Source organism: Escherichia sp. KTE159 (genome assembly GCF_000408805.1).
Classification (GTDB): domain Bacteria; phylum Pseudomonadota; class Gammaproteobacteria; order Enterobacterales; family Enterobacteriaceae; genus Escherichia; species Escherichia marmotae.
Genome location: NZ_KE137292.1, coordinates 441,551 through 462,511 on the forward strand (window position 1 = coordinate 441,551; position 20,961 = coordinate 462,511).

The 20,961-nt window shown below is 50.3% G+C and carries 21 protein-coding genes and 2 pseudogenes; 6 read left to right on the forward strand and 17 right to left on the reverse strand.

Annotated elements, in window-relative coordinates; all coding sequences use genetic code 11:
• Positions 1-19: 19 nt before the first annotated feature.
• The 8 genes from rna to citC form a co-directional block, all read right to left on the reverse strand.
• Positions 20-829: a ribonuclease I gene (gene rna, locus A31E_RS19285; protein WP_010380708.1), complete on the reverse strand. Its 810-nt coding sequence runs from the start codon at positions 827-829 to the stop codon at positions 20-22.
• 113 nt (positions 830-942) lie between these two features.
• Positions 943-2,406: a citrate/succinate antiporter CitT gene (citT, locus tag A31E_RS19280; protein ID WP_000050312.1), complete on the reverse strand. Its 1,464-nt coding sequence runs from the start codon at positions 2,404-2,406 to the stop codon at positions 943-945.
• 50 nt (positions 2,407-2,456) lie between these two features.
• The gene (gene citG, locus A31E_RS19275) at positions 2,457-3,335 is read right to left on the reverse strand and encodes a triphosphoribosyl-dephospho-CoA synthase CitG (protein ID WP_000062439.1); all 879 of its coding nucleotides are present in this window, start codon (positions 3,333-3,335) and stop codon (positions 2,457-2,459) included.
• Positions 3,310-3,861, reverse strand: coding sequence for a citrate lyase holo-[acyl-carrier protein] synthase (gene citX / locus A31E_RS19270; RefSeq protein ID WP_000550392.1), 552 nt, complete (start codon positions 3,859-3,861; stop codon positions 3,310-3,312). The genes citG and citX overlap by 26 nt, the downstream gene beginning before the upstream one ends.
• Positions 3,862-3,864: 3 nt before the next feature.
• Complete coding sequence (gene citF, locus A31E_RS19265) at positions 3,865-5,397, reverse strand: citrate lyase subunit alpha (protein WP_000149038.1); 1,533 nt, start codon at positions 5,395-5,397, stop codon at positions 3,865-3,867.
• Positions 5,398-5,407: 10 nt separating this feature from the next.
• Positions 5,408-6,316, reverse strand: coding sequence for a citrate (pro-3S)-lyase subunit beta (gene citE / locus A31E_RS19260; RefSeq protein ID WP_000622357.1), 909 nt, complete (start codon positions 6,314-6,316; stop codon positions 5,408-5,410).
• Complete coding sequence (gene citD / locus A31E_RS19255) at positions 6,313-6,609, reverse strand: citrate lyase acyl carrier protein (protein WP_000700699.1); 297 nt, start codon at positions 6,607-6,609, stop codon at positions 6,313-6,315. The genes citE and citD overlap by 4 nt, the downstream gene beginning before the upstream one ends.
• A gap of 14 nt (positions 6,610-6,623) precedes the next feature.
• Positions 6,624-7,682 (reverse strand): [citrate (pro-3S)-lyase] ligase, encoded by a 1,059-nt coding sequence (gene citC / locus A31E_RS19250; RefSeq protein WP_000467718.1) that lies wholly within the window; start codon positions 7,680-7,682, stop codon positions 6,624-6,626.
• Positions 7,683-8,049: 367 nt separating this feature from the next.
• Between citC and dpiB the strand changes: the two genes are divergently transcribed.
• Positions 8,050-9,708, forward strand: a complete 1,659-nt coding sequence (gene dpiB, locus A31E_RS19245; protein ID WP_000938914.1) for a sensor histidine kinase DpiB — start codon at positions 8,050-8,052, stop codon at positions 9,706-9,708.
• The gene (gene dpiA / locus A31E_RS19240) at positions 9,677-10,357 is read left to right on the forward strand and encodes a two-component response regulator DpiA (RefSeq protein WP_000126491.1); all 681 of its coding nucleotides are present in this window, start codon (positions 9,677-9,679) and stop codon (positions 10,355-10,357) included. Before dpiB ends, dpiA begins: the two co-directional genes overlap by 32 nt.
• A 37-nt stretch (positions 10,358-10,394) precedes the next feature.
• Here the strand turns inward: dpiA and dcuC are convergent, their stop codons facing one another.
• On the reverse strand, positions 10,395-11,780 hold the full coding sequence (gene dcuC / locus A31E_RS19235; RefSeq protein WP_000958609.1) for an anaerobic C4-dicarboxylate transporter DcuC: 1,386 nt from the start codon (positions 11,778-11,780) through the stop codon (positions 10,395-10,397).
• 573 nt (positions 11,781-12,353) lie between these two features.
• Between dcuC and pagP the strand changes: the two are divergent.
• Both pagP and cspE read left to right on the forward strand, forming a co-directional pair.
• Positions 12,354-12,784 (forward strand): annotated as a pseudogene (gene pagP / locus A31E_RS25625) (lipid IV(A) palmitoyltransferase PagP).
• A gap of 174 nt (positions 12,785-12,958) precedes the next feature.
• Positions 12,959-13,168, forward strand: a complete 210-nt coding sequence (gene cspE, locus A31E_RS19230; protein ID WP_000034825.1) for a transcription antiterminator/RNA stability regulator CspE — start codon at positions 12,959-12,961, stop codon at positions 13,166-13,168.
• A gap of 52 nt (positions 13,169-13,220) precedes the next feature.
• On the opposite strand, the gene crcB is transcribed toward cspE, so the two are convergent.
• Positions 13,221-13,604 (reverse strand): fluoride efflux transporter CrcB, encoded by a 384-nt coding sequence (gene crcB / locus A31E_RS19225; protein WP_000939738.1) that lies wholly within the window; start codon positions 13,602-13,604, stop codon positions 13,221-13,223.
• 92 nt (positions 13,605-13,696) lie between these two features.
• Between crcB and A31E_RS19220 the strand changes: the two genes are divergently transcribed.
• A complete protein-coding gene (locus tag A31E_RS19220) occupies positions 13,697-14,485 on the forward strand; it encodes a deaminated glutathione amidase (RefSeq protein ID WP_016248456.1) in 789 nt (262 codons plus the stop codon).
• Between the two features lie 128 nt (positions 14,486-14,613).
• Positions 14,614-14,817 carry a twin-arginine translocase subunit TatE gene (tatE, locus tag A31E_RS19215; RefSeq protein WP_000503933.1) on the forward strand — a complete coding sequence of 68 codons (204 nt, stop codon included), beginning with the start codon at positions 14,614-14,616 and terminating at the stop codon, positions 14,815-14,817.
• A 99-nt stretch (positions 14,818-14,916) separates the two neighbouring features.
• Here the strand turns inward: tatE and lipA are convergent, their stop codons facing one another.
• From lipA to mrdB, 7 genes and pseudogenes are all read right to left on the reverse strand, one after another.
• Positions 14,917-15,882 (reverse strand): lipoyl synthase, encoded by a 966-nt coding sequence (gene lipA / locus A31E_RS19210; protein ID WP_000042625.1) that lies wholly within the window; start codon positions 15,880-15,882, stop codon positions 14,917-14,919.
• A 209-nt stretch (positions 15,883-16,091) separates the two neighbouring features.
• Positions 16,092-16,255, reverse strand: a pseudogene (locus tag A31E_RS26365) (LysR family transcriptional regulator); the annotation flags it as partial.
• Between the two features lie 42 nt (positions 16,256-16,297).
• Positions 16,298-16,939 carry a lipoyl(octanoyl) transferase LipB gene (gene lipB / locus A31E_RS19205; RefSeq protein ID WP_000284037.1) on the reverse strand — a complete coding sequence of 214 codons (642 nt, stop codon included), beginning with the start codon at positions 16,937-16,939 and terminating at the stop codon, positions 16,298-16,300.
• A 99-nt stretch (positions 16,940-17,038) separates the two neighbouring features.
• On the reverse strand, positions 17,039-17,302 hold the full coding sequence (gene ybeD, locus A31E_RS19200; protein WP_000850550.1) for a DUF493 family protein YbeD: 264 nt from the start codon (positions 17,300-17,302) through the stop codon (positions 17,039-17,041).
• A gap of 108 nt (positions 17,303-17,410) precedes the next feature.
• Positions 17,411-18,622: a D-alanyl-D-alanine carboxypeptidase DacA gene (gene dacA, locus A31E_RS19195; protein ID WP_010380725.1), complete on the reverse strand. Its 1,212-nt coding sequence runs from the start codon at positions 18,620-18,622 to the stop codon at positions 17,411-17,413.
• A gap of 138 nt (positions 18,623-18,760) precedes the next feature.
• Entirely contained in the window at positions 18,761-19,837 is a 1,077-nt protein-coding gene (gene rlpA, locus A31E_RS19190) for an endolytic peptidoglycan transglycosylase RlpA (protein ID WP_001231396.1), read from the reverse strand.
• 10 nt (positions 19,838-19,847) lie between these two features.
• Positions 19,848-20,960, reverse strand: a complete 1,113-nt coding sequence (gene mrdB, locus A31E_RS19185) for a peptidoglycan glycosyltransferase MrdB (RefSeq protein WP_000131717.1) — start codon at positions 20,958-20,960, stop codon at positions 19,848-19,850.
• Position 20,961: the final 1 nt, after the last annotated feature.

Here is a 20,961-nt window from a genome sequence, read left to right on the forward strand (position 1 = left end):
CAGCGTTTTGCCTGTCAGATTATTGATAGCCCGCTTTATCAATCACAAAGGCTTTGCCACAGTTACCGGGATGTGGTTGTGGCAAGAATGAGTTTGCGGAAAGCGGTGCGTTGATGGCGTCAGCTTTGAGTGAAATCTGGATTTCAGTCAAATATGCCGGATTACCCTGACACGTTAACTTGACCGCTTTGACGTTCTCTTTCCCCCAGCTTTTGGCGAAGGCGGCGTCAAAGTCATTTCGACTCACGGTTTTACCATAGTTTTCAGCGAGAAATTTTCCAGCGTCGCTTTCTTTGATTTCTTGATTCAGACGCACCATCGTGCCGAAGTAAGCGTCCGGATCAAAACCAAAACAGGCGCCGTGTTTCGCATATTCGTAACGTTCCAGGCAGGAACGCCCACCCGCGCCGGGCATCACTTCACTTAGTTTAGCTGCCGTTTCCAGCGACAACCCTGTTTCCGGTGACGAACACATTCGGCTGGCGCGTGCCTCTGGCAAGTTTGGGATTGGGCGGGTGGCGCAGCCAAAGCGCATCCAGCGGCGTTCATCAACACCGCGTGCCGCAACCGACTTTGGCAACCCAGGCCACAGGCCGTGTACGGTCAAGAAATCAGCTTTGTTGGTCGTTTCGGTTTGCAGACGACATTCATCGCGTTCGTTACGATTGCGATCGTGCTGGCTTTGGCAAAATCCGGTTTGCCAGGAAAGAGCCAGCACATAGCGATCAAAATCGCCGTACTGTTTTGCCTGTAACGCCACGGCGTTAGCTGAAGAGAAGGGGAGCAGAGAAGCCGTCAGTAAAGCGGCGTTACGCCAGAATGCTTTCATAATGGGTGTGGGACTCATACATACACTGAATACTATCTATTAAATCATAAAAAAGCCCGCCGGGTGGGCTTACCTGGCGGGCGTGATGATTTATTCAGCGTCTGGCGAACGTATTAGTTCCACATTGCCAGAATTGGCCAGCCAACCAACAGCAACATGGCGATGTAAATGACCCCGAAGATGGCACCCAGACGCCAGTAATCTTTCGATTTCACATAGCCGCAGCCGTAAATAATAACTCCTGGGCCAGTTGCATATGGAGTCAGGCAGCCCATGATACCGATAGACAGAACCAGCAGGATACACAGTTGTTCCATCGGTACGCCCGGAATACCTTTACCGACGGCCAGAATCACCGGCAGCATGGTTGCGGTATGCGCAGACAGGCTGGCAAACAGGTAGTGCGCAAAGTAGAACACCAGAACCAGTACAATCACTGTCGCGTTTGGTGAGAAACCTTCCAGGTGCGTACTCATGGTGTTGGCAAACCAGTCGATAAAGCCAGAACGGGTCAGGCCATTAGCCATGACAACCAGTGTTGCCAGGTTAACTAGCGTGTTCCATGCGCTGTTATAGCGGGTAATGTCTTTCCACGGCACAACGTGCAGCGCCAGCATCAGCGAAACCGCCAGCAGGCCAACAGCAGTGGCGTTAATGACTTCACTACCAAATACCCATAAACCCAAACTAAGCAGAACAAGACCAATCAGCGTCCACTCTCTGCGAGTCAGGCGACCCATTGTTTTCAGTTCGTCACCCGCCCAGGTTGCCACTTCTTCACTATGAGTGACTTCCGGTTTGTACAGTACATAGGAAAGCCACGGCGCAATGATAAGTAAGATAACGCCAACTGGCAGGAAGCAGAGGAACCACTGCAACCAGCTAATCTGGATACCGGCAATTTTGCTGACAAACTCCAGACCCAGCACGTTCGGTGCAGCACCGGTGACAAACATGGAGGAACTCAGACTGGTACTGATGACCATCATCCACATTAAATAACCGCCAATACGACGTGCAGACGGATCGTTCGGGAATGATTTAAACAGTGGCGGCAGGTTTTTAATGACCGGGAAAACGGTCCCACCTGTACGTGCGGTGTTAGACGGTGTAAATGGTGCCAGCAGAATATCGATGATGACAATCGCATAACCCAACGTCAGCGTGCGTTTCCCCATGAATTTCACCAGGAAAAGGGCGATACGACGACCTAATCCGGAAACTTCATACCCTAATGCAAAGATAAATGCGCCAAATACCAACCAGACAGTGGTACTGGAAAAACCAGCCAGTCCCCATTTCAGCGCCTGTTTTTGGGCATTAAAAGCGGGGTTAGCTAATTCTTTGGCGTCAAAGAGCAGATAATTACTGCCAATAACGCAAATAGTTACTGCAATAAAACTGATTGCTGTTGCCGGAATTGGCTCGAGGATCATACCGACAATCATTGCCACAAACACGGCGAAGTAATGCCATGCCTGCGGCGGCATACCGTCGGGTACAGGGATAAGAAACATGACGCCCATCACCACCAGTGGGGCCAATAATTTCCATATCTTATCTTTTGCTAAAGACATACGGGTTCTCCGAAAATTAATATTTCCAAATTTATCAAGTGTTTAAATTTTTAAATCTGTGCTAAAAACCAGGTAAGAATCAGCAGGTCGGCGCTGCCGCCTGGGCTGAGATTTCGTTCGATACACTCCCTGTCGAACTGCCGGAGATAATCGAGATCGGCGGGGGTTCGGATGCCCCCTTTTTGCAATAGTGTTTGCGCCTGGCGTTGTAGCCAGCGCAGCCCCCCTTCGCCACCGCGTGATGCAACGTTGGTATCGCCGTTCATCGCCATCAGCAGCAGTAAGGTATCGAGCAATGCCAGTTCAGGATCTAACCCCTGATCCAGCAGAGTGAGGTAGTGCGGCAGGGCGTGGTTGATCACCAGCGGATAACCCGCTTCGGCTTCGCCGCGCGCGCCGGTTAGGCCAAGTTGTTGATACAACCGTTGACCAGCCGTCAGTTGTTGATTATTGGTACGTAGTTCGCGATCGGTCAGACCGCGGCAGAAACTTGCCGCCGTCGCACAAACGGTTTTGGGCGTTACCGGCTGGTTGAGCTGATGCAAACGACCAATCGCCGCACACAGTAGCCCTAAAGAAAAAATGCTGCCTTTATGGGTGTTTACGCCCGCAGTGGCGCGGAACATATCGCCTTCGCAGGCCATACCAATTGGGCGTAATCCGTTGAGTACCGCTTCCGGTGCCATTTCTGCGCTACAGGCACCAAATTCAATGAAACGCGGTAACCAGCCCTGAATTGCCAGTGCGCTACGGTGGAAATCTTCCAGCGCCATATCTTTGTGCGCACCGCAGTTAATGCGATCCACCAGGCCAGGTTTTGGTGACAGATTGACTTCAGTCAGCATGGCGCGCCAGCCCAGCAGGGCGTAGTCATCGATTAATGACGCAGCAAGCTTTGTGGTTTTAGTTGACGTTGCAGGCATCGACATCGTTCAGCAGCGCCTCCATGCGGTTGAGTAAATCGGTCAGTTGATGGGTTTTCCCACGCGCGCAAACAGCCGCGCTTTGTTCGCACAACAGGCAGCGGCGAGGCGGTAGTGAATAATTGCGGCGGGAGAGAATTTCGCCTTCGGGCGTCAGCACATCGATATCCCACAAACGCCCGAGAGGATGACTATGTTCAAGCTCAATGGTCGCGAGCTTGAGGTCGCGAGCCGGGGCGGCAATGCTCAACATGCCCTCCGGCCCGCTGGCAGAAACCAGTGCAGCCTGCTCCTGAATTTGCCAGCCCTGTTTTGCGGCTAAGGCATGCAGGGCAGTTACGCCATGATTAAAAATACGGCGTGTGACCTCGCTGTCTTTAATCGGCCCAGGCGCAACCACGGTAAAGGAGACCAGTGGAACAGGATGGCGCTTGAGCCAGGCGTGTTGCCGTGCTTGCCTTTCATCCCGGCTGATGAGCAACTCGGGAATCGAAACCGCATGGTGGCTGGCGAGTTCAGGGAGCAGGTGCATGGCTTATTCCTTCACCTGATGTACAACATCAATCACCGAGCCATCGCGGTAACGCACGACGGCAACGACGCGGTCGGTGAATTCAATCGGCTGTGGTTCACCGGTCAGCAGACGCGCACGTTCACGCAGCCACTCAATGGAAACCACTTTAATTCCCGCTTCCTGCAGACGTTCTGCCAGTTCCGGACGTGCCGGGTTAACAGCGATACCGTGGTCGGTGACCAGAATATCGACGCTGGAGCCAGGGGTAATGCAGGTCAGCACGTTATCCACCAGAGTTGGAATACGACCGCGAACCAGTGGCGCGACGATGATGGAAAGCGCAGAGGCAATTGCGGTATCGCAGTGACCGCCGGAAGCACCGCGCAGTACGCCGTCAGAACCAGTCAGCACGTTAACGTTGAACTGGGTGTCAATTTCCAGCGCGCTCAGTACCACTACATCGAGACGATCAACTGATGCACCTTTAGAACCCCAGTTGGCATACTGGTTGGCGCTGATTTCGATGTGATTCGGGTTACGGGCCAGTGATTGTGCGGCGTGGCTGTCAAAGCTCTGTACGTCCAACAGTTTGCGGATCAGACCTTTTTCATGCAGATCAACCATCGTGGCGGTGATGCCGCCGAGGGCGAAATCGGCGCGAATGTCACGGCTACGCATTTTGTCTTCCAGGAAACGCGTTACCGCCAGCGATGCGCCGCCGGTGCCGGTTTGCATGGAGAAACCTTCTTTGAAGTAGCCGGAGTTGACAATCACGTCCGCGGCGCTGCGGGCAATCAGCAGTTCGCGCGGGTTCGTGGTCATACGGGTCGCGCCAGCGCCGATTTTCGCGGCATCACCAACACGATCAACTTTGACGATCAGATCAACCTGATCCTGTTCAATGCTTGCCGGGTTATGCGGATAAGGCAGCAGCTCTTCGGTGAGCATCACGACCTGTTTTGCATTGTCGGCATCGACCATCGCATAGCCGAGGGAGCCGCAGCAGGCTTTGCCAGTGTAGCCGTTGGCATTACCGAACTCATCACAGGATGGGACGCCGAGGAAGGCCACATCGATGTTCAGTTCACCGCTCTGCACCAAATGCACACGACCGCCGTGGGAGTGGATTTGCACTGGTTCAGCCAGCAGACCACGGGAGATTTCTTCTGCCAGTGGGCCGCGCAGACCGGAAGTATAAATACGGGTTACCACGCCCTGACGAATATGTTCTACCAGTGGCGCGTGGCAATCACTCAGGGAACTGGATGCCAGGGTCAGGTTTTTAAAGCCCATTTTCGCGATGACGTCCATCACCATGTTGACGGTCAGGTCACCACCGCGGAAAGCGTGGTGGAAAGAGACGGTCATGCCATCTTGCAAACCAGAACGACGAATCGCTTCTTCCAGGTTGGCGCACAGTTTGCGATCGCGCGCTTTTTCTGCCTGATAAGTTTGTTTCGGTGAGTTCTGGAAAGCGGCAAGATCGCATTCAGCGTGACGATTCCAGGCCGCTACCCGTTCTTGTCGTTGAGATTGTTCAATTTTATGCGTCATTTTGATTGCCTTATTCTTCGCGGATGCCGGAAAGTTCTGCGCGGGAGAGCACCAGACGGGCGCGATCGATAACCGGACCGTCAACCATCTTGCCGTTCAGAGAAACCACACCGAGGCCTTCGCGAGCAGCGGCTTCAGCGGCTTCTACGACGCGGCGTGCGTGATCCACTTCTTTCTGGGTTGGTGCGTAGAGGTTGTGCAGCAGATCAATCTGACGCGGGTTGATCAGCGATTTGCCATCAAAGCCCAGTTGCTTGATGTGGGCAGCTTCTTGCAGGAATCCGGCTTCGTTGTTGGCGTCGGAATAGACGGTGTCAAACGCCTGAATACCGGCAGAGCGCGCGGCCTGCAAAATGGAGCAGCGAGCAAACAACAGCTCAGTTCCTTCCGGGGAGCGTTCTGTACGCAGGTTGCGCACATAGTCCTCTGCGCCCAGCGCGATACCGATTAAGCGCTCGGAAGCGTGAGCGATTTCTACCGCGCGGGTAATGCCCAGCGGAGATTCAATCGCTGCCAGCAGACCGGTACTACCCGGTTCACGACCGCAGGCTTTTTCAATGCGCAGGATTTCTTTCTCGATATCCAGAACGTCCTGAGCGGTATCGGTTTTCGGCAGACGTACAACGTCTGCGCCGCCGCGAACGACAGCTTCCAGGTCGTTAACGCCCCATTCAGAATCCAGCGCGTTAACACGCACGATGGTTTCGATATCGCGATACAGTGGGTGTTGCAGCGCGTGGTAGACCATGCGGCGAGCGGTGTCTTTTTCGCGCAGTGCCACGGAGTCTTCGAGATCGAACATCAGGGCATCAGCCGGGTAGATGAAAGAGTTGCTGACCATCGCGGCATTAGCGCCAGGTACGAACAACATGCTGCGGCGGGTGCGGGTTTTACGTTGTTGCAACGAAGCGGAAATCATTGGCAATCCTCCCATGGCAGAGCCGGGATACCGCTGGCGCGCGCCAGCAGAGCTTCCAGTCGTGCACGTAAAATGCAGTCCAGTGCGCCTTTGTCATCGACATTTAGCTGTACGCCGCGCACGTTATAGCGGGCAAGAACGTCCAGAATGGTGCTACGAATTGCATCGCCAAACTGTTTCTCAACGCTGCTGTTGATTTGCAGGTCGATATCCTGCGTATCGAGTGGGGCGATGCGTATCATCACATCCCCAGACTCTAGGGTGCCTGCAACGGCGGGCTGGTTTATTTTCATTTTTCACCTGTTTTTTATGCGGGGGTCTTTTGACGAACTGCCGCGTCGTGGCGGGAGTGTTCAAGCAGATTCTGCAAGTAATGCAGCGTGGCTGCCGGAACCAGCGGCGCGATAGCCGTGAGATCGTTTTTCACCAGTAGTTGGCGCACCCGTGAAGCGGATATCGGCATCTCCTGGTAACGCAGTCGCTCAATTTCAACCAGTTCGATGGGCGGTGCTGAGATAGTCGGTGTTTCCAGCCAGTAGCGCATATCCTGGTTGTACTGGGCGGTCACGCGACAATACGGTTCAGTACCGACAAAGCGGTGGGTTACGCCAAGCGCAGGAGCGAGGTACTGACGGAAAATCTTCAGATCAATTTCGGTGTAACAATGGTTAATGACGCTCTGTTCTTTAATGAAGTAGCAAGGGAACGTGGCGCGGGAAATGATGTACTCGGAACCGCGATGCACTGTCAGGCGCGGAATATCAGCGGTGCCTTTCAACACCAAATCCAGCCGGTCTTCATAGGGAAAGCGCGAAGAATCTTCTTTGACTAAAAATAGATGCAGCCAGTCGCACTGTGCTGCGGCTTGTTGAATCAGATAACGGTGGCCGTTGGTAAAGGGATTGGCGTTCATCACTATGCAGCCAATCTTCTTCCCTTCATGACGAAATTTTTTCAGCGATTCAGCATAGCGTTTCAGCCGCGTGGCACTGTTTTCCATCAGTACCATCACGCCTGGTACGCTGGTCAGCGTGGAGAAACCGCACTGGCGGAACAGCGCTTCGTATTCGGTTTTGGTATAAATAAACAGATGTGTGCAGTGCCGTTCATAGGCGAGGTTTATTAGTTCGGTGGCTAATGTCAGCGCCAGTCCTTCACCGCGAACAGATTCACTGATAGCCACGCACTTAATAATATTTCCGGCAATTCCACCGCAAGCGATAAGTTTTTCATTGCGGGTTACGGTAATAAATACTTCGACTGTTGTGTCAACGCTCAAATCATTTTCATGTAGAAATTGCGCGATTTCCGCCATTTTTTTATTTTCTGAACGTTTTACCCGGGTGAAAATATCATTGCCGAACATAATAAGTCGTATCCTGAAGGTATGTGTTGTTATCAATTTGCAATGAATGTTGCAAGTTGGTAATCATTTATTTTCAGTTGGGAGAAAGGGCTGCGAGTGAGGTATATCTGTTTCTCCTTTTGCTATACATCCTAAGGAGTATTGCAGTGAGAAATTTTGATTTATTTCACATAGAGTTAGTGGTTTTTTATTTATTTAATGGTTTTAAGTTTTTTAATTAATGTAATTGCGAATTGGCGCGTGGTTTTAAGTTGTTTAATTGATTTAATGAATGAATTTTGCCACGATTATATTTTATTTTTATCTGTCAAGATTCAACATTTTAATTACATTCACCAAAAACAGGGTTTACCCCGCAAGGAAAACAATGTTGCAGTTTAATGAGAATAAACAGTTTGCTTTTTTCCAACGACTGGCATTTCCGCTGCGTATCTTCCTGCTGATTCTGGTGTTCTCAATATTTGTCATCGCAGCACTGGCGCAATATTTTACGGCCAGTTTCGAGGACTATTTAACGCTCCATGTGCGTGACATGGCAATGAATCAGGCAAAAATTATTGCCTCCAATGACAGCATCATCACGGCGGTTAAAACGCGTGACTACAAACGACTGGCGACCATTGCCAACAAATTACAAAGAGATACTGATTTCGATTATGTGGTGATTGGCGACCGCGACTCGATCCGCCTTTACCATCCTAATCCGGAGAAAATTGGTCATCCTATGCAATTCACCAAACCCGGCGCACTGGAGAAAGGAGAGAGTTACTTCATTACGGGTAAAGGGTCGATAGGTATGGCGATGCGCGCCAAAACACCGATCTTTGATGATGATGACAACGTCATCGGCGTGGTGTCGGTGGGTTATCTGGTCAGTAAAATCGATAGCTGGCGCGCCGAATTTTTATTACCGATGGCAGGCGTGTTTGTCGTGCTGTTGGGCATTCTGATGCTGTTGTCGTGGTTCTTAGCCGCGCATATTCGCCGCCAGATGATGGGGATGGAACCGAAGCAAATTGCGCGCGTGGTTCGTCAGCAAGAGGCGCTATTTAGTTCTGTTTATGAAGGACTGATTGCGGTGGATCCACACGGTTACATTACCGCCATCAACCGTAATGCAAGAAAGATGCTGGGGCTGAGTTCCCCCGGACGGCAGTGGCTGGGCAGACCCATTGCTGAAGTGGTCAGGCCCGCCGATTTCTTCATCGAGCAGATTGATGAAAAACGCCAGGATGTGGTGACAAATTTTAACGGCCTGAGCGTCATTGCTAATCGGGAAGCTATTCGTTCTGGTGATGATTTGCTGGGGGCAATAATCAGCTTTCGTAGTAAAGACGAAATATCCACCCTTAATGCGCAACTGACGCAAATTAAACAATACGTCGAAAGCCTGCGCACATTGCGTCATGAACATCTCAATTGGATGTCTACGCTCAATGGTCTGTTGCAAATGAAAGAGTATGATCGCGTGCTGGCGATGGTTCAGGGAGAGTCTCAGGCCCAGCAACAGCTTATTGACAGCCTGCGCGAGGCATTTGTCGATCGCCAGGTGGCGGGGTTGCTGTTTGGTAAAGTGCAGCGCGCTCGTGAACTGGGGCTAAAAATGACAATCGTCCCCGGCAGCCAGCTTTCCCAACTGCCGCCAGGGCTGGACAGCACTGAGTTTGCGGCGATTGTGGGCAACTTACTCGACAATGCCTTCGAAGCCAGTCTGCGCAACGATAAAGGGAATAAGATCGTCGAATTATATCTGAGCGACGAAGGCGATGATGTGGTGATTGAAGTGGCCGATCAGGGTTGCGGCGTCCCAGAGTCTCTGCGTGACAAAATATTTGAGCAGGGCGTCAGTACGCGTGCTGATGAACCCGGTGAGCATGGCATTGGGTTGTATCTTATTGCCAGCTATGTAACGCGCTGCGGGGGAGTTATCACTCTCGAAGATAATGATCCCTGCGGTACTTTATTTTCAATCTATATTCCGAAAGTGAAACCTAATGACAGCTCCATTAACTCTATTGATCGTTGAGGACGAGACGCCGCTGGCAGAGATGCATGCGGAATATATTCGTCACATCCCTGGATTCAGTCAGATATTGCTGGCGGGAAACCTGGCGCAGGCCCGAATGATGATCGAGCGTTTTAAGCCGGGGCTTATCTTGCTGGATAACTATCTCCCTGACGGTAGAGGTATTAATTTGCTGCATGAGCTGGTGCAGGCGCATTATCCCGGCGATGTGGTGTTTACTACTGCTGCCAGCGATATGGAAACGGTGTCTGAAGCAGTACGCTGCGGTGTGTTTGATTATCTGATCAAGCCAATTGCTTATGAGCGTCTGGGGCAGACATTGACCCGCTTTCGCCAGCGTAAACATATGCTGGAAAGTATTGATAGTGCCAGTCAAAAGCAAATTGATGAGATGTTTAATGCTTATGCTCGCGGGGAACCGAAGGACGATCTTCCGACCGGTATTGATGCGTTGACACTGAATGCAGTGCGGAAACTTTTCAAAGAGCCGGATGTGCAACATACGGCGGAGACGGTAGCACAGGCATTGACCATCAGCCGCACTACCGCCAGACGTTATCTCGAATATTGTGCCAGCCGCCATCTGGTTATTGCCGAGATTGTTCACGGCAAAGTCGGCAGACCGCAGCGTATTTACCACAGTGGGTGAAGAGAGTGCCGGAGGAAGCACGCCTCCGGCCAGAGAATTACTTACCAGTAACGGCGGCGGTTGTACCGGGGACCATCAACTCCGTGGCCACGATGACAATTACCAGCCCAACAAGCACCGGCACCGAGGTGCGTTTTACCACTTCAAAAGGTGAAATTTTCGCCATTCCGGCAACCGCAACCACCACGCCAGAGACTGGCGAAAGTGTACGACCCAGGTTTGATGCTTGTAGCATCGGAATTGTCAGGTATGCCGGGTTAATTCCGGAAGAGTGCGCCAGTTTCGGGATCATCTCAACGAATGCATAGAACGGCGCATTGCCGGAACCAGTAGTCACCGCCGCCAGCATCGTCAGGATAACCAGCACCAGCATGAGGATAATGCTCGCTGAACCGAATGAGGTAGCGATTGAGATCAGGCTCTGGATAAAGCCAATGGTGCTAAGGCCCTGGGCAAAAACACCGGCGGCAACTAATAGCATTACCACGTTAGCGAAGGCATCAGCCATGCCACGATAAGCCACTTCCAGGCCAGAAAAGACTTTTTGCGTATTAAAGCTGCGAATAAATTCCAGAATGGAGGCAATTAGCATACATATCACCAGAATGGTGATGATGTGCAATTGCGGCCCCCATTTGCCGTCAAAAAACAGCACGCCAATGATTGGGGTGAACGGCAGAATGGCGTAAAACGCAGGAGCGGTGGTCGTGATTTCGCTGACATCTAACATTTCATGGGAAATGTGCTCTTTGTTGTCCAGATAGCGCTGCCAGAAAAAGTGGGCAATCGCCATGCCGATAATTGCAGCAATTGAGATTGGCAGTGTCGTTTTGAAGGCGAAGTCAATTAACGGCATTTCGGAAGCCTGCGCCGCCAGTACCACATCACCTGAAGTCGGCGCGAGAATAATCGCCGCAGGTGAGGCACAAATGGCAGCCGCCGCGCCGCGACTGATACCAACGTTCACCATGACCGGGAACAGCGTTGCCATCAGTAAAACGCCCAGGCCGGTTGCGGAGGAAACTGCCAGTGACATCAGACAGGCAACAAAATAGGCGGCAATCATCAGCAGGTAAGGGGAGTTAATGTACTGCAATGGTTTTGACGCCAGTTTGACGACCATATCGTTTGCGCCGATATGGGTCATGTAAGCGGCAAAGCCACACAGCATCATGATCATCATGCCGAGGTCGCCACCGCGACTCATCAGTAATATTTTAATGTATTCAACGATATCCGTGGCGCTATAGCCCGTTGAAGTCTGGCTGGATGGTAAAACTTTGTGCCCCATAATGGCACTGATTATCAGTAATAACAGACCGCCTGCAAATAACACCCCGGTGGCGGAATACCCTTTAATGATGTAGCGAGCTACACCCACAATAACTACAACTCCAATAAGGAGCTCAATAACTGTCAGCATAATTTTTCCTGTTTCCAGACTCCAAGATAAATAATAACAAATTCCTAAAACTAGTGAAAAATATGCCGAACAAATGGGTGGTGAATGCTGATTAAAATCAAGAAAAGCGACCATTAATACATTGATGTTGTTGTTTTTTATACATGAATAACAAAATGAATTTTTATAGTTGGTAATTACCAGTGTGATAATGTGTATTAATTGATAAGTTAATGATGTGATTTTGTTAAATTGCGCGATAGTGGTTTCTTTACTTGTTTAAAAAATATGCGCTCATGTGTGCGCGCTGGTAGTGTTAGTGATATTTATTTGTTAGCTTGTCATTGCATCTGATTAAAAAGCAAGAGATTTTTTCTTTTGTTTATTGCTGTCTATGTCGGGGAAGATTTTTTTTGCTTAAGTTGTCATTTGGAAGGAAATATTGCTTAAGTCTCCAGAATAATTTGGTGATATTTATTTGTGTAAGCCTATAAAATATTAATAGTATTCTTTATGTAGGTGTTAATACGGTTATGTTCATTTTAGTCCAGCTATGCTGGAAGTGAATTTTTGATAAATATTTTATAGTCACTAATGGATATAAGTGAATGTATTACCGTAATTCCCTTTGTTTTTATTAAGTTAATCAGCGTGATGAGATTTCTGTCTGTACAGAACAATGGATTACGGCATTTAGAGAGAATGTCGCAGCAACCTGACGGCAGCCAGAACATATGATTTGTATATTCCTGCCATCACCAGGCATGCACGTTTCGCTTACGATAAAGAAAAAGCTGATCGCTATAACTAAAAACGTGGGGCGGCGGTTTCGGTTAGTCGCGTTGGGATGAGAAAGGCAACTGGCACGGTTTGTACGTGATGACATTTGAGGATTCGTGGAATAAATGGGAGCCTGTTGCTGGATAGGGCCGTGAAAGCCGCTGGCTATCTTTCAGATGACTTACATCCCTGGTATCTACAACAATGGCAATGTTTACTTTGCCTGGATGCGGTTTCAGTTTTAGACAAGTTGCGGTTTTATAAAAGCCTTAAAAAACATAATGTAAGGCAAGGAGCATCAAAAATAACGCGACTTTTATCACTTTTTAGCAAAGTTGCACTGGACAAAGCGTACCACAATTGGTGTACTGGTAACCGACACAGCATTTGTGTCTATTTTTCATGTAAAGGTAATTTTGATGTCTAAGATTAAAGGTAACGTTAAGTGGTTTAATGAGTCCAAAGGATTCGGTTTCATTACTCCGGAAGACGGCAGCAAAGACGTGTTTGTACACTTCTCTGCAATCCAGACTAATGGTTTTAAAACTCTTGCTGAAGGTCAGCGCGTAGAGTTCGAAATCACTAACGGTGCCAAAGGCCCTTCTGCTGCAAACGTAATCGCTCTGTAAGATACGTCAGCAAGAATTCAAAACCCGCTTAATCAGCGGGTTTTTTTTGCCTTTAATGTGCTGTTGACGCCGAAAAAAGCCAGAAAGCCAGCGCGGTCATGGCAAATGAACCTAACAGGTTAACGAAGACGTTCAGTAACGCCCAGCCAAAGCGTCCTTCTTGCAACAAAAACACCACTTCTGCTGAAAATGTAGAGAAAGTCGTCAGCCCGCCACAAAACCCGGTAGTGATTAGCACTTTCCACACGGGATCAATGTTCGTCATCCGGCTAAACCAGGCAAATCCCATTCCAATGATGAATGCCCCAATCAGGTTTGCTGCCAGCGTCCCCAACGGAATAGCCTGATGCAGCGGGTTAAACCGCATACTTAACAGCCATCTCGCCACGCTTCCCGTACCACCGCCAATAAAAACTGCTAAAAGGAGTTGTAACACTGCAAAATCCTGCTATTTGATTTGTATGAGTGATAAGTGTAACGCCGAATAATCGTCGTTGGCGAATTTTACGACTCTGACAGGAGGTAGTAATGCTGGTTGCCGCAGGACAGTTTGCTGTTACATCTGTATGGGAAAAGAACGCTGAAATTTGCGCCTCGTTGATGGCGCAGGCGGCGGAAAGCGATGTCTCTTTGTTTGTCCTGCCGGAAGCCCTGCTGGCACGAGACGATCATGATCCCGATCTGTCTGTTAAATCAGCACAGTTGCTGGAAGGTGAATTTCTCGGACGTTTACTGCGAGAAAGTAAACGTAACATGATGACGACGATTCTGACGATTCATGTTCCTTCAACGCCGGGGCGCGCGTGGAATATGCTGGTGGCCCTCCAGGCGGGAAAAATCATCGCACGTTATGCCAAACTGCATCTTTATGATGCGTTCTCCATTCAGGAATCGCGTCACGTGGATGCCGGGGATATGGTTGCTCCACTGCTGGACATGGAGGGGATGAAAGTCGGTCTGATGACTTGCTATGATTTGCGTTTCCCGGAGCTGGCGTTGGCACAGGCTTTACAGGGAGCAGAAATCCTTGTACTTCCCGCTGCCTGGGTTCGCGGACCGCTGAAAGAGCATCACTGGTCAACCTTACTCACCGCTCGTGCTCTGGATACCACCTGTTATATGGTGGCGGCGGGGGAGTGTGGTAACAAAAACATCGGGCAAAGCCGTATCATTGATCCTTTTGGTGTCACTATTGCCGCAGCGGCTGAAATGCCTGCACTCATTATGGCGGAAGTGACGCCCGAACGTGTGCGTCAGGTGCGCGCGCAACTCCCCGTCTTAAACAACCGACGGTTTGCGCCGCCGCAATTATTATGATGTTTTTTTACTCGGTGCTTGATTCACCTTGTTACAGATTGCTATTGTGTGCGCGCGTCGAATGACCGTTAATATTCTCTGGTTTTTAAGGCGCGTTCTGCTGCCTGTTTTATGTCAAGAAGGTATCTATGGGTGAGATTAGTATTACCAAACTGCTGGTAGTTGCGGCACTGGTCGTTCTGCTGTTTGGGACTAAGAAGTTACGTACGCTGGGCGGAGACCTTGGAGCGGCCATTAAGGGATTCAAGAAAGCGATGAATGACGACGATGCTGCGGCGAAGAAAAGCGCAGATGTTGATCTTCAGGCTGAAAAGCTCTCTCATAAAGAGTGACGTGGCGAGCAGGACGCTCCCTCAATATCTTGTTCGATAAAAAAACCCGCTTCAGATAGCGGGTTTTTTATCAGACAGATGTAAGTAATTATTACAGAATTACTTAACTTCCATCCCTTTCGCCTGCAAGTCGGCGTGGTAAGAAGAGCGGACAAACGGACCGCATGCAGCATGGGTAAAGCCCATCGCCAGCGCTTCGGCTTTCATTTCGTCGAACTCATCCGGGCTAACGTAACGTTGAACCGGCAGGTGATGGCGGCTTGGCTGCAAATATTGCCCCAGCGTTAACATGGTCACGCCATGACGACGCAGATCGCGCATTACTTCAATAATTTCTTCATTGGTTTCACCCAGACCGACCATCAGACCAGATTTGGTCGGGATTTCCGGATGCGCTTCTTTAAAGCGTTCCAGCAGTTTCAGCGACCAGTTGTAATCTGCACCCGGGCGTACCTGACGGTAAATACGTGGTACGTTTTCCAGGTTATGGTTGAACACGTCTGGCGGTGTGGCGGTCAGAATATCCAGCGCGCGATCCATACGACCACGGAAATCCGGCACCAGAGTTTCAATTTTGATTTCCGGGCTTTTTTCCCGGATGGCAGTAATGCAATCTGCAAAATGCTGAGCACCGCCATCGCGCAGGTCATCGCGGTCAACGGAAGTGATAACCACATAGCGCAGTGCCATATCGGCAATGGTCTGCGCCAGTTTCACCGGCTCATTGGCATCCGGAGCTACCGGGCGACCGTGGGCAACGTCACAGAAAGGGCAACGGCGGGTACAAATAGCGCCGAGGATCATAAACGTTGCTGTACCGTGGTTGAAGCACTCCGCCAGGTTAGGGCAGGAGGCTTCCTCGCAGACAGAATGCAGGCCATTTTTGCGCATTGCGGCTTTGATGCCCTGGATACGTGTAGAGTCCGCTGGAAGCTTGATTTTCATCCATTCCGGCTTGCGCAGCAGGGCTTCGCGCTCTGTTGCCACGTTTTTAACCGGGATAAGGGCCATCTTATCGGCATCGCGGTATTTAACACCGCGTTCCATCACAATGGGTTTACTCATAGCGTGCGTGTTCCAGTTGCGAATTACGAAGGAAAGCGTTTCAATTCAATAGATTGTTGTAATTATCAACTATTTTTGAATTAACGACTGGCAGTATATCATTGAAACGAACCTGAAAGCAGCCAAAGCGGTCGCGAAAATGTAAAATTGTTGTTGGATTGTGCCATTTTATCGTTCTACGCTGTGAACTGGCTGTAACAATACTTTTTTCAAAATGCGTTATCGGTAACATCAATCATTCACCGTGAAGTAGGGGGGGGCGGATGAATCGTTTGTAATGAACAGCAAAATCAATTTGCTCTTCATTTAATGTTGGAAAGGGCTATCTCTCCAGAGGCCAGCAACGGCTAAAGAGGACATAAACGTGGGCGGGAAAGCAATGACCCAGTGTAAGTTGGGCCATTTATGAGAGCCATTAAACAGGGATGTATTCTACGACAGGGTTGTTTAGCAGCATTAAAATATTTGCCAGCAAACGCGGTGCTACATTATCGGTTGTCGCATCAGGTTTCCATTGCGATATTTTAGCCATTTCCATTCCCGCATAGCCACAAGGGTTAATGCGTAAAAATGGAGAAAGATCCATATTGACGTTTAATGCCAGACCGTGAAATGAACAACCGCGACGAATACGTAAGCCGAGTGAGCAAATTTTCTTTTCCCCGACATAGACCCCAGGGGCATCAGCACGAGGATGCGCTTCAATATCCAGTTCAGCCAGGGTATTAACGACCGTTTGTTCGAGTAAGGTCACCAGCTCACGCACGCCCAGTTTGCGGCGTTTAAGATTGAACAGAACGTACATCACCTGCTGACCTGGGCCGTGATAAGTCACCTGACCGCCACGGTCGCTTTGGATCACCGGAATATCGCCCGGCATTAAGATATGTTCTGCTTTCCCCGCCTGCCCCTGAGTAAATACAGGGGGATGTTCTACCAACCAGATCTCATCCAGGGTGTTTTCATCGCGGGTATCGGTGAATTCATGCATAGCCTGTGAAATAGGCTCATAGGGCTGAAGGCCGAGCTGGCGGACAAGAATTTTATCCTGATACAAAACGGCATCTCCGTGGAGAATGAGTAAAAGAGGAGAAAAAGTATATCACAGCGGGGGGAGGGGAGTTACCCGACCAGGGCCGGGTAACGGAGAAACGAATTACAGTACCATGCGGACAATATCGATTTTGCCCAGCTCTTCATACAGAGTTTCAACCTGCTCGATATGAGTGGCGTTGATAGTGATAGATACCGAGTGGTAGTTGCCTTTGCTGCTTGGTTTTACCGTTGGGGTGTAGTCACCTGGCGCATGGCGCTGTACCACTTCAACCACCTGATCAACCAGCTCAGGTAACGCCTGCCCCATTACTTTGTAGGTAAACGGAGTAGGGAATTCAAGCAGTTCGTTAAGTTTGGTTTTCATGTCAGCTCCGGCGTAACGTAATTAAATAGCAACTCCCGCCAGAAGGCGGGAGTTTTTACTGATGTTTAGTATATGGGGGCGGAAATTACACTTTCAAGTGTTCAATTTTTAGCCAAACCAGTGATGGAACATTAATTTAATGTAATCAATGATTTTACCGAAGAAGTTACCTTCCGGAATTTCCTGTAACACTACCAGCGGACGCTGTTCAATGGTTTTGCCGTCAAGCTGGAAGTTAATTGTGCCGACCACCTGATTCTTCTGCAGCGGCGCATGCAGTTCGCTGTTGTTCAGCACGTAACTGGCTTTCAGATCTTTCATGCGGCCACGCGGAATAGTCAGGTAAACATCTTTATCGACACCTAACGAAGCGCGGTCAGTATTACCAAACCATACCGGTTCAGAGGCAAATTCTTTGCCGACTTTCAGCGGGTTAACGGTTTCGAAGAAACGGAATCCCCAGGTCAGCAGTTTTTTACTTTCGGCTTCACGGCCTTTGAAAGTGCGCCCGCCCATGACTGCGGAGATCAGACGCATCTGACCTTCTGTCGCGGAAGCGACAAGATTGTAACCTGCTTTGTCAGTGTGACCGGTTTTGATACCGTCAACATTCAGGCTGTTATCCCACAGCAGGCCGTTACGGTTGAGCTGACGAATACCGTTAAAGGTGAACTCTTTCTCTTTATAGATAGAGTATTCATTTGGCACATCACGAATCAACGCCTGTCCGATCAGCGCCATATCACGTGCGGAGCTGTACTGACCGTCAGCGTCCAGACCATGTACAGTCTGGAAGTGGGTATTTTTCAGACCCAGCGCGTTAACGTAGCTGTTCATCAGGCCAACAAAAGCATCCTGACTACCGGCGGCAAAGTCTGCCATCGCCACACAAGCATCGTTACCGGATTGCAGGTTGATACCGCGGATCAGCTGTGAAACCGGCACCTGCATACCAGGTTTGAGGAACATCAGTGAAGAACCTTTGAACACCGGGTTACCGGTAGCCCAGGCGTCGTTACCGATGGTCACTAAATCCGTTTCTTTAAATTTACCTGCTTTCATCGCCTGACCGATAACGTAGCTGGTCATCATTTTTGTCAGGCTGGCAGGGTCGCGGCGGACATCTGCATTTTGCTCAGCGAGCACTTTGCCAGAGTTATAGTCGATCAGGATGTAGGACTCCGCGTCGATCTGCGGTACACCCGGGATCATAGTTTTGATATTCAGGTCATCGGCATGTGCAGCAGAGATAAAGGCTGTGCAAAGAGCCGTGGTGAGCGCCAGGCGCTGCATGAAACGAGCGGAAAAAATGGTATTCATGGTCTGAACTACGACATCCGTGATGGAATTAAAAAAGTGCCCTACTATAGCAAATGCACTACCGCCAGGCATCTGACTTTCCGCGTGACTTTGTTAATGTCATTTACAGAAATTGACATTTCAGATGCCTGCTTTACGCTACTGCGCGGTGGTAATAAATGACTGTAATTGGGCTTCGGTTTGTAAACGTTGCTGCAAAGCACTGGCTTCGGCTTTGCTGGCAAATGGGCCAAGTTGAATACGCCAGACTGCGCCGTTTTGCGTCACACGCCCGGGTACTCCGAACTTCTGTCCTAACTGCTGCTGATACTGTTGCGCGCGCGCCTGATCGCTAACGGCGCCAACTTGCACCATAAAGTTACCGCTGGAGGCTGGTGACGCGGCTTGTGGTGTCACCATTGCTGACGTTGTAGCCGGTGCTGTGACCACGGGCTGTGGTGCAGGCGTCGGTTCACTGCCTTCCAGCACGCCAGGTGCCAGGGTGGTTGGCGCGCCGAGGAAGCCGCTGCTGGTTACCGGGGCTCCGGTTGGATCTTCGCTTTTCAGCGTCGAATTGCTGACGGGAAGAATATCGCCCTGCGGGCCAGATACTGAACTTGTTCCCGCTCCGCCGCTTAAATCAGGTGGTGCGGGCAGGGCGTAAGTTTGCTTGGCGACGGTGGTGCAGGCCATACCGGGACCAGACAGCGAACCATCTTGCGCCACAATAATGGGATCGATGCGAACTTTGGTGTTGTTCGACGTGTTAAGACGGTCGGCTGCTGCGCGAGAAAGCGAAATTACGCGATCATTGCCATAAGGACCACGATCGTTAATGCGCACCACAATCATCCGACCGTTAGCCAGGTTAGTGATTCGCGCATAGCTGGGGATCGGCAACGTCGGGTGCGCCGCTGTTAGCTGCATCGGATCGAATGCTTCACCTGAGGCCGTCAGATTGCTGCCAGGTTCGGCATCATAAATAGCAGCCAGGCCCGCCTGACTAAAGCGAGAAGGATCCTGCACGATTTTGTAGCTTTTGCCATCGCGCTGGTAATCCTGATTCGCCGTCGCGTTCAGTGGTTCGAAACGCGGTTCTGCCCCGCCAATCTCAACTATTGGGCCGTTACATACCGCAGGCTGCGGCACACTTACCGTCTGTTGCTGACCATCATCGCTTGTACATGCCGCGAGCATTCCTGCCGCGATGCAGATCCCGAGCCACTGCTTACGCATTGCACACCTCTTACACGCTTTTCGACAACATTTTCCTGTGGGTGTGGATTGACATAACAATCCCAAACCCAGCCATCAGCACTATGAGCGCCGATCCTCCATAACTGACCAGTGGGAGCGGAACCCCTACAACCGGCAGAATACCGCTTACCATACCAATATTTACGAAGACATAAACGAATAATATCAGCATTAAACCGCCAGCCATGACGCGACCAAAGGTGGTTTGCGCTCTGGCGGCTATCCACAGTCCGCGCATGATCAACAGAATGTAGAGGGCGAGCAGAATCAAAATGCCTACTAACCCCAGTTCTTCCGCCAGTACCGCGAAGATAAAGTCGGTATGGCGTTCGGGCAGAAATTCAAGCTGTGACTGAGTGCCGTGCAGCCAGCCTTTGCCGCGTAATCCACCGGAGCCAATAGCAATTTTAGACTGAATAATGTGATAGCCCGCGCCGAGTGGGTCTGATTCCGGGTCAAGGAGCATCATTACGCGCTGGCGCTGGTAATCATGCATCAGGAAGAACCACAGAATTGGAATGAATGCTGCTACCAGCACCACCGCAACGCCAATCAAGCGCCAGCTAAGGCCAGAGAGGAAAAGCACAAACAACCCGGAAAGCGCAACGAGGATTGATGTCCCCAGGTCTGGCTGCGCTGCCACCAGCAGTGTTGGCATAAAAATCAGCACCAGCGCGATGGCGGTATTTTTTAACGATGGCGGACAAACGTCACGGTTGATAAAACGAGCTACCATCAACGGTACGGCTATTTTGGCGATTTCTGATGGCTGGAAACGGACGATACCGAGATCCAGCCAGCGTTGAGCGCCTTTGGATATGGCACCAAAGGCATCTACTGCCACCAGTAAAATAATACAGATGATATAGAGATAGGGTGCCCAGCCTTCATAGACGCGCGGAGGGATTTGCGCCATGACCACCATAATGACCAGACCCATTGCGATTTGGCCAATTTTACGCTCCATCATGCCGATATCCTGGCCGCTGGCGCTCCAGATTACCAGAGCACTGTAGACCAGCAATGCCAGTAAGATCAGCAGCATTGTGGGATCAAGATGGACTTTATCCCAGAATGTTTTTTTATTCGGATTATCCGTCATG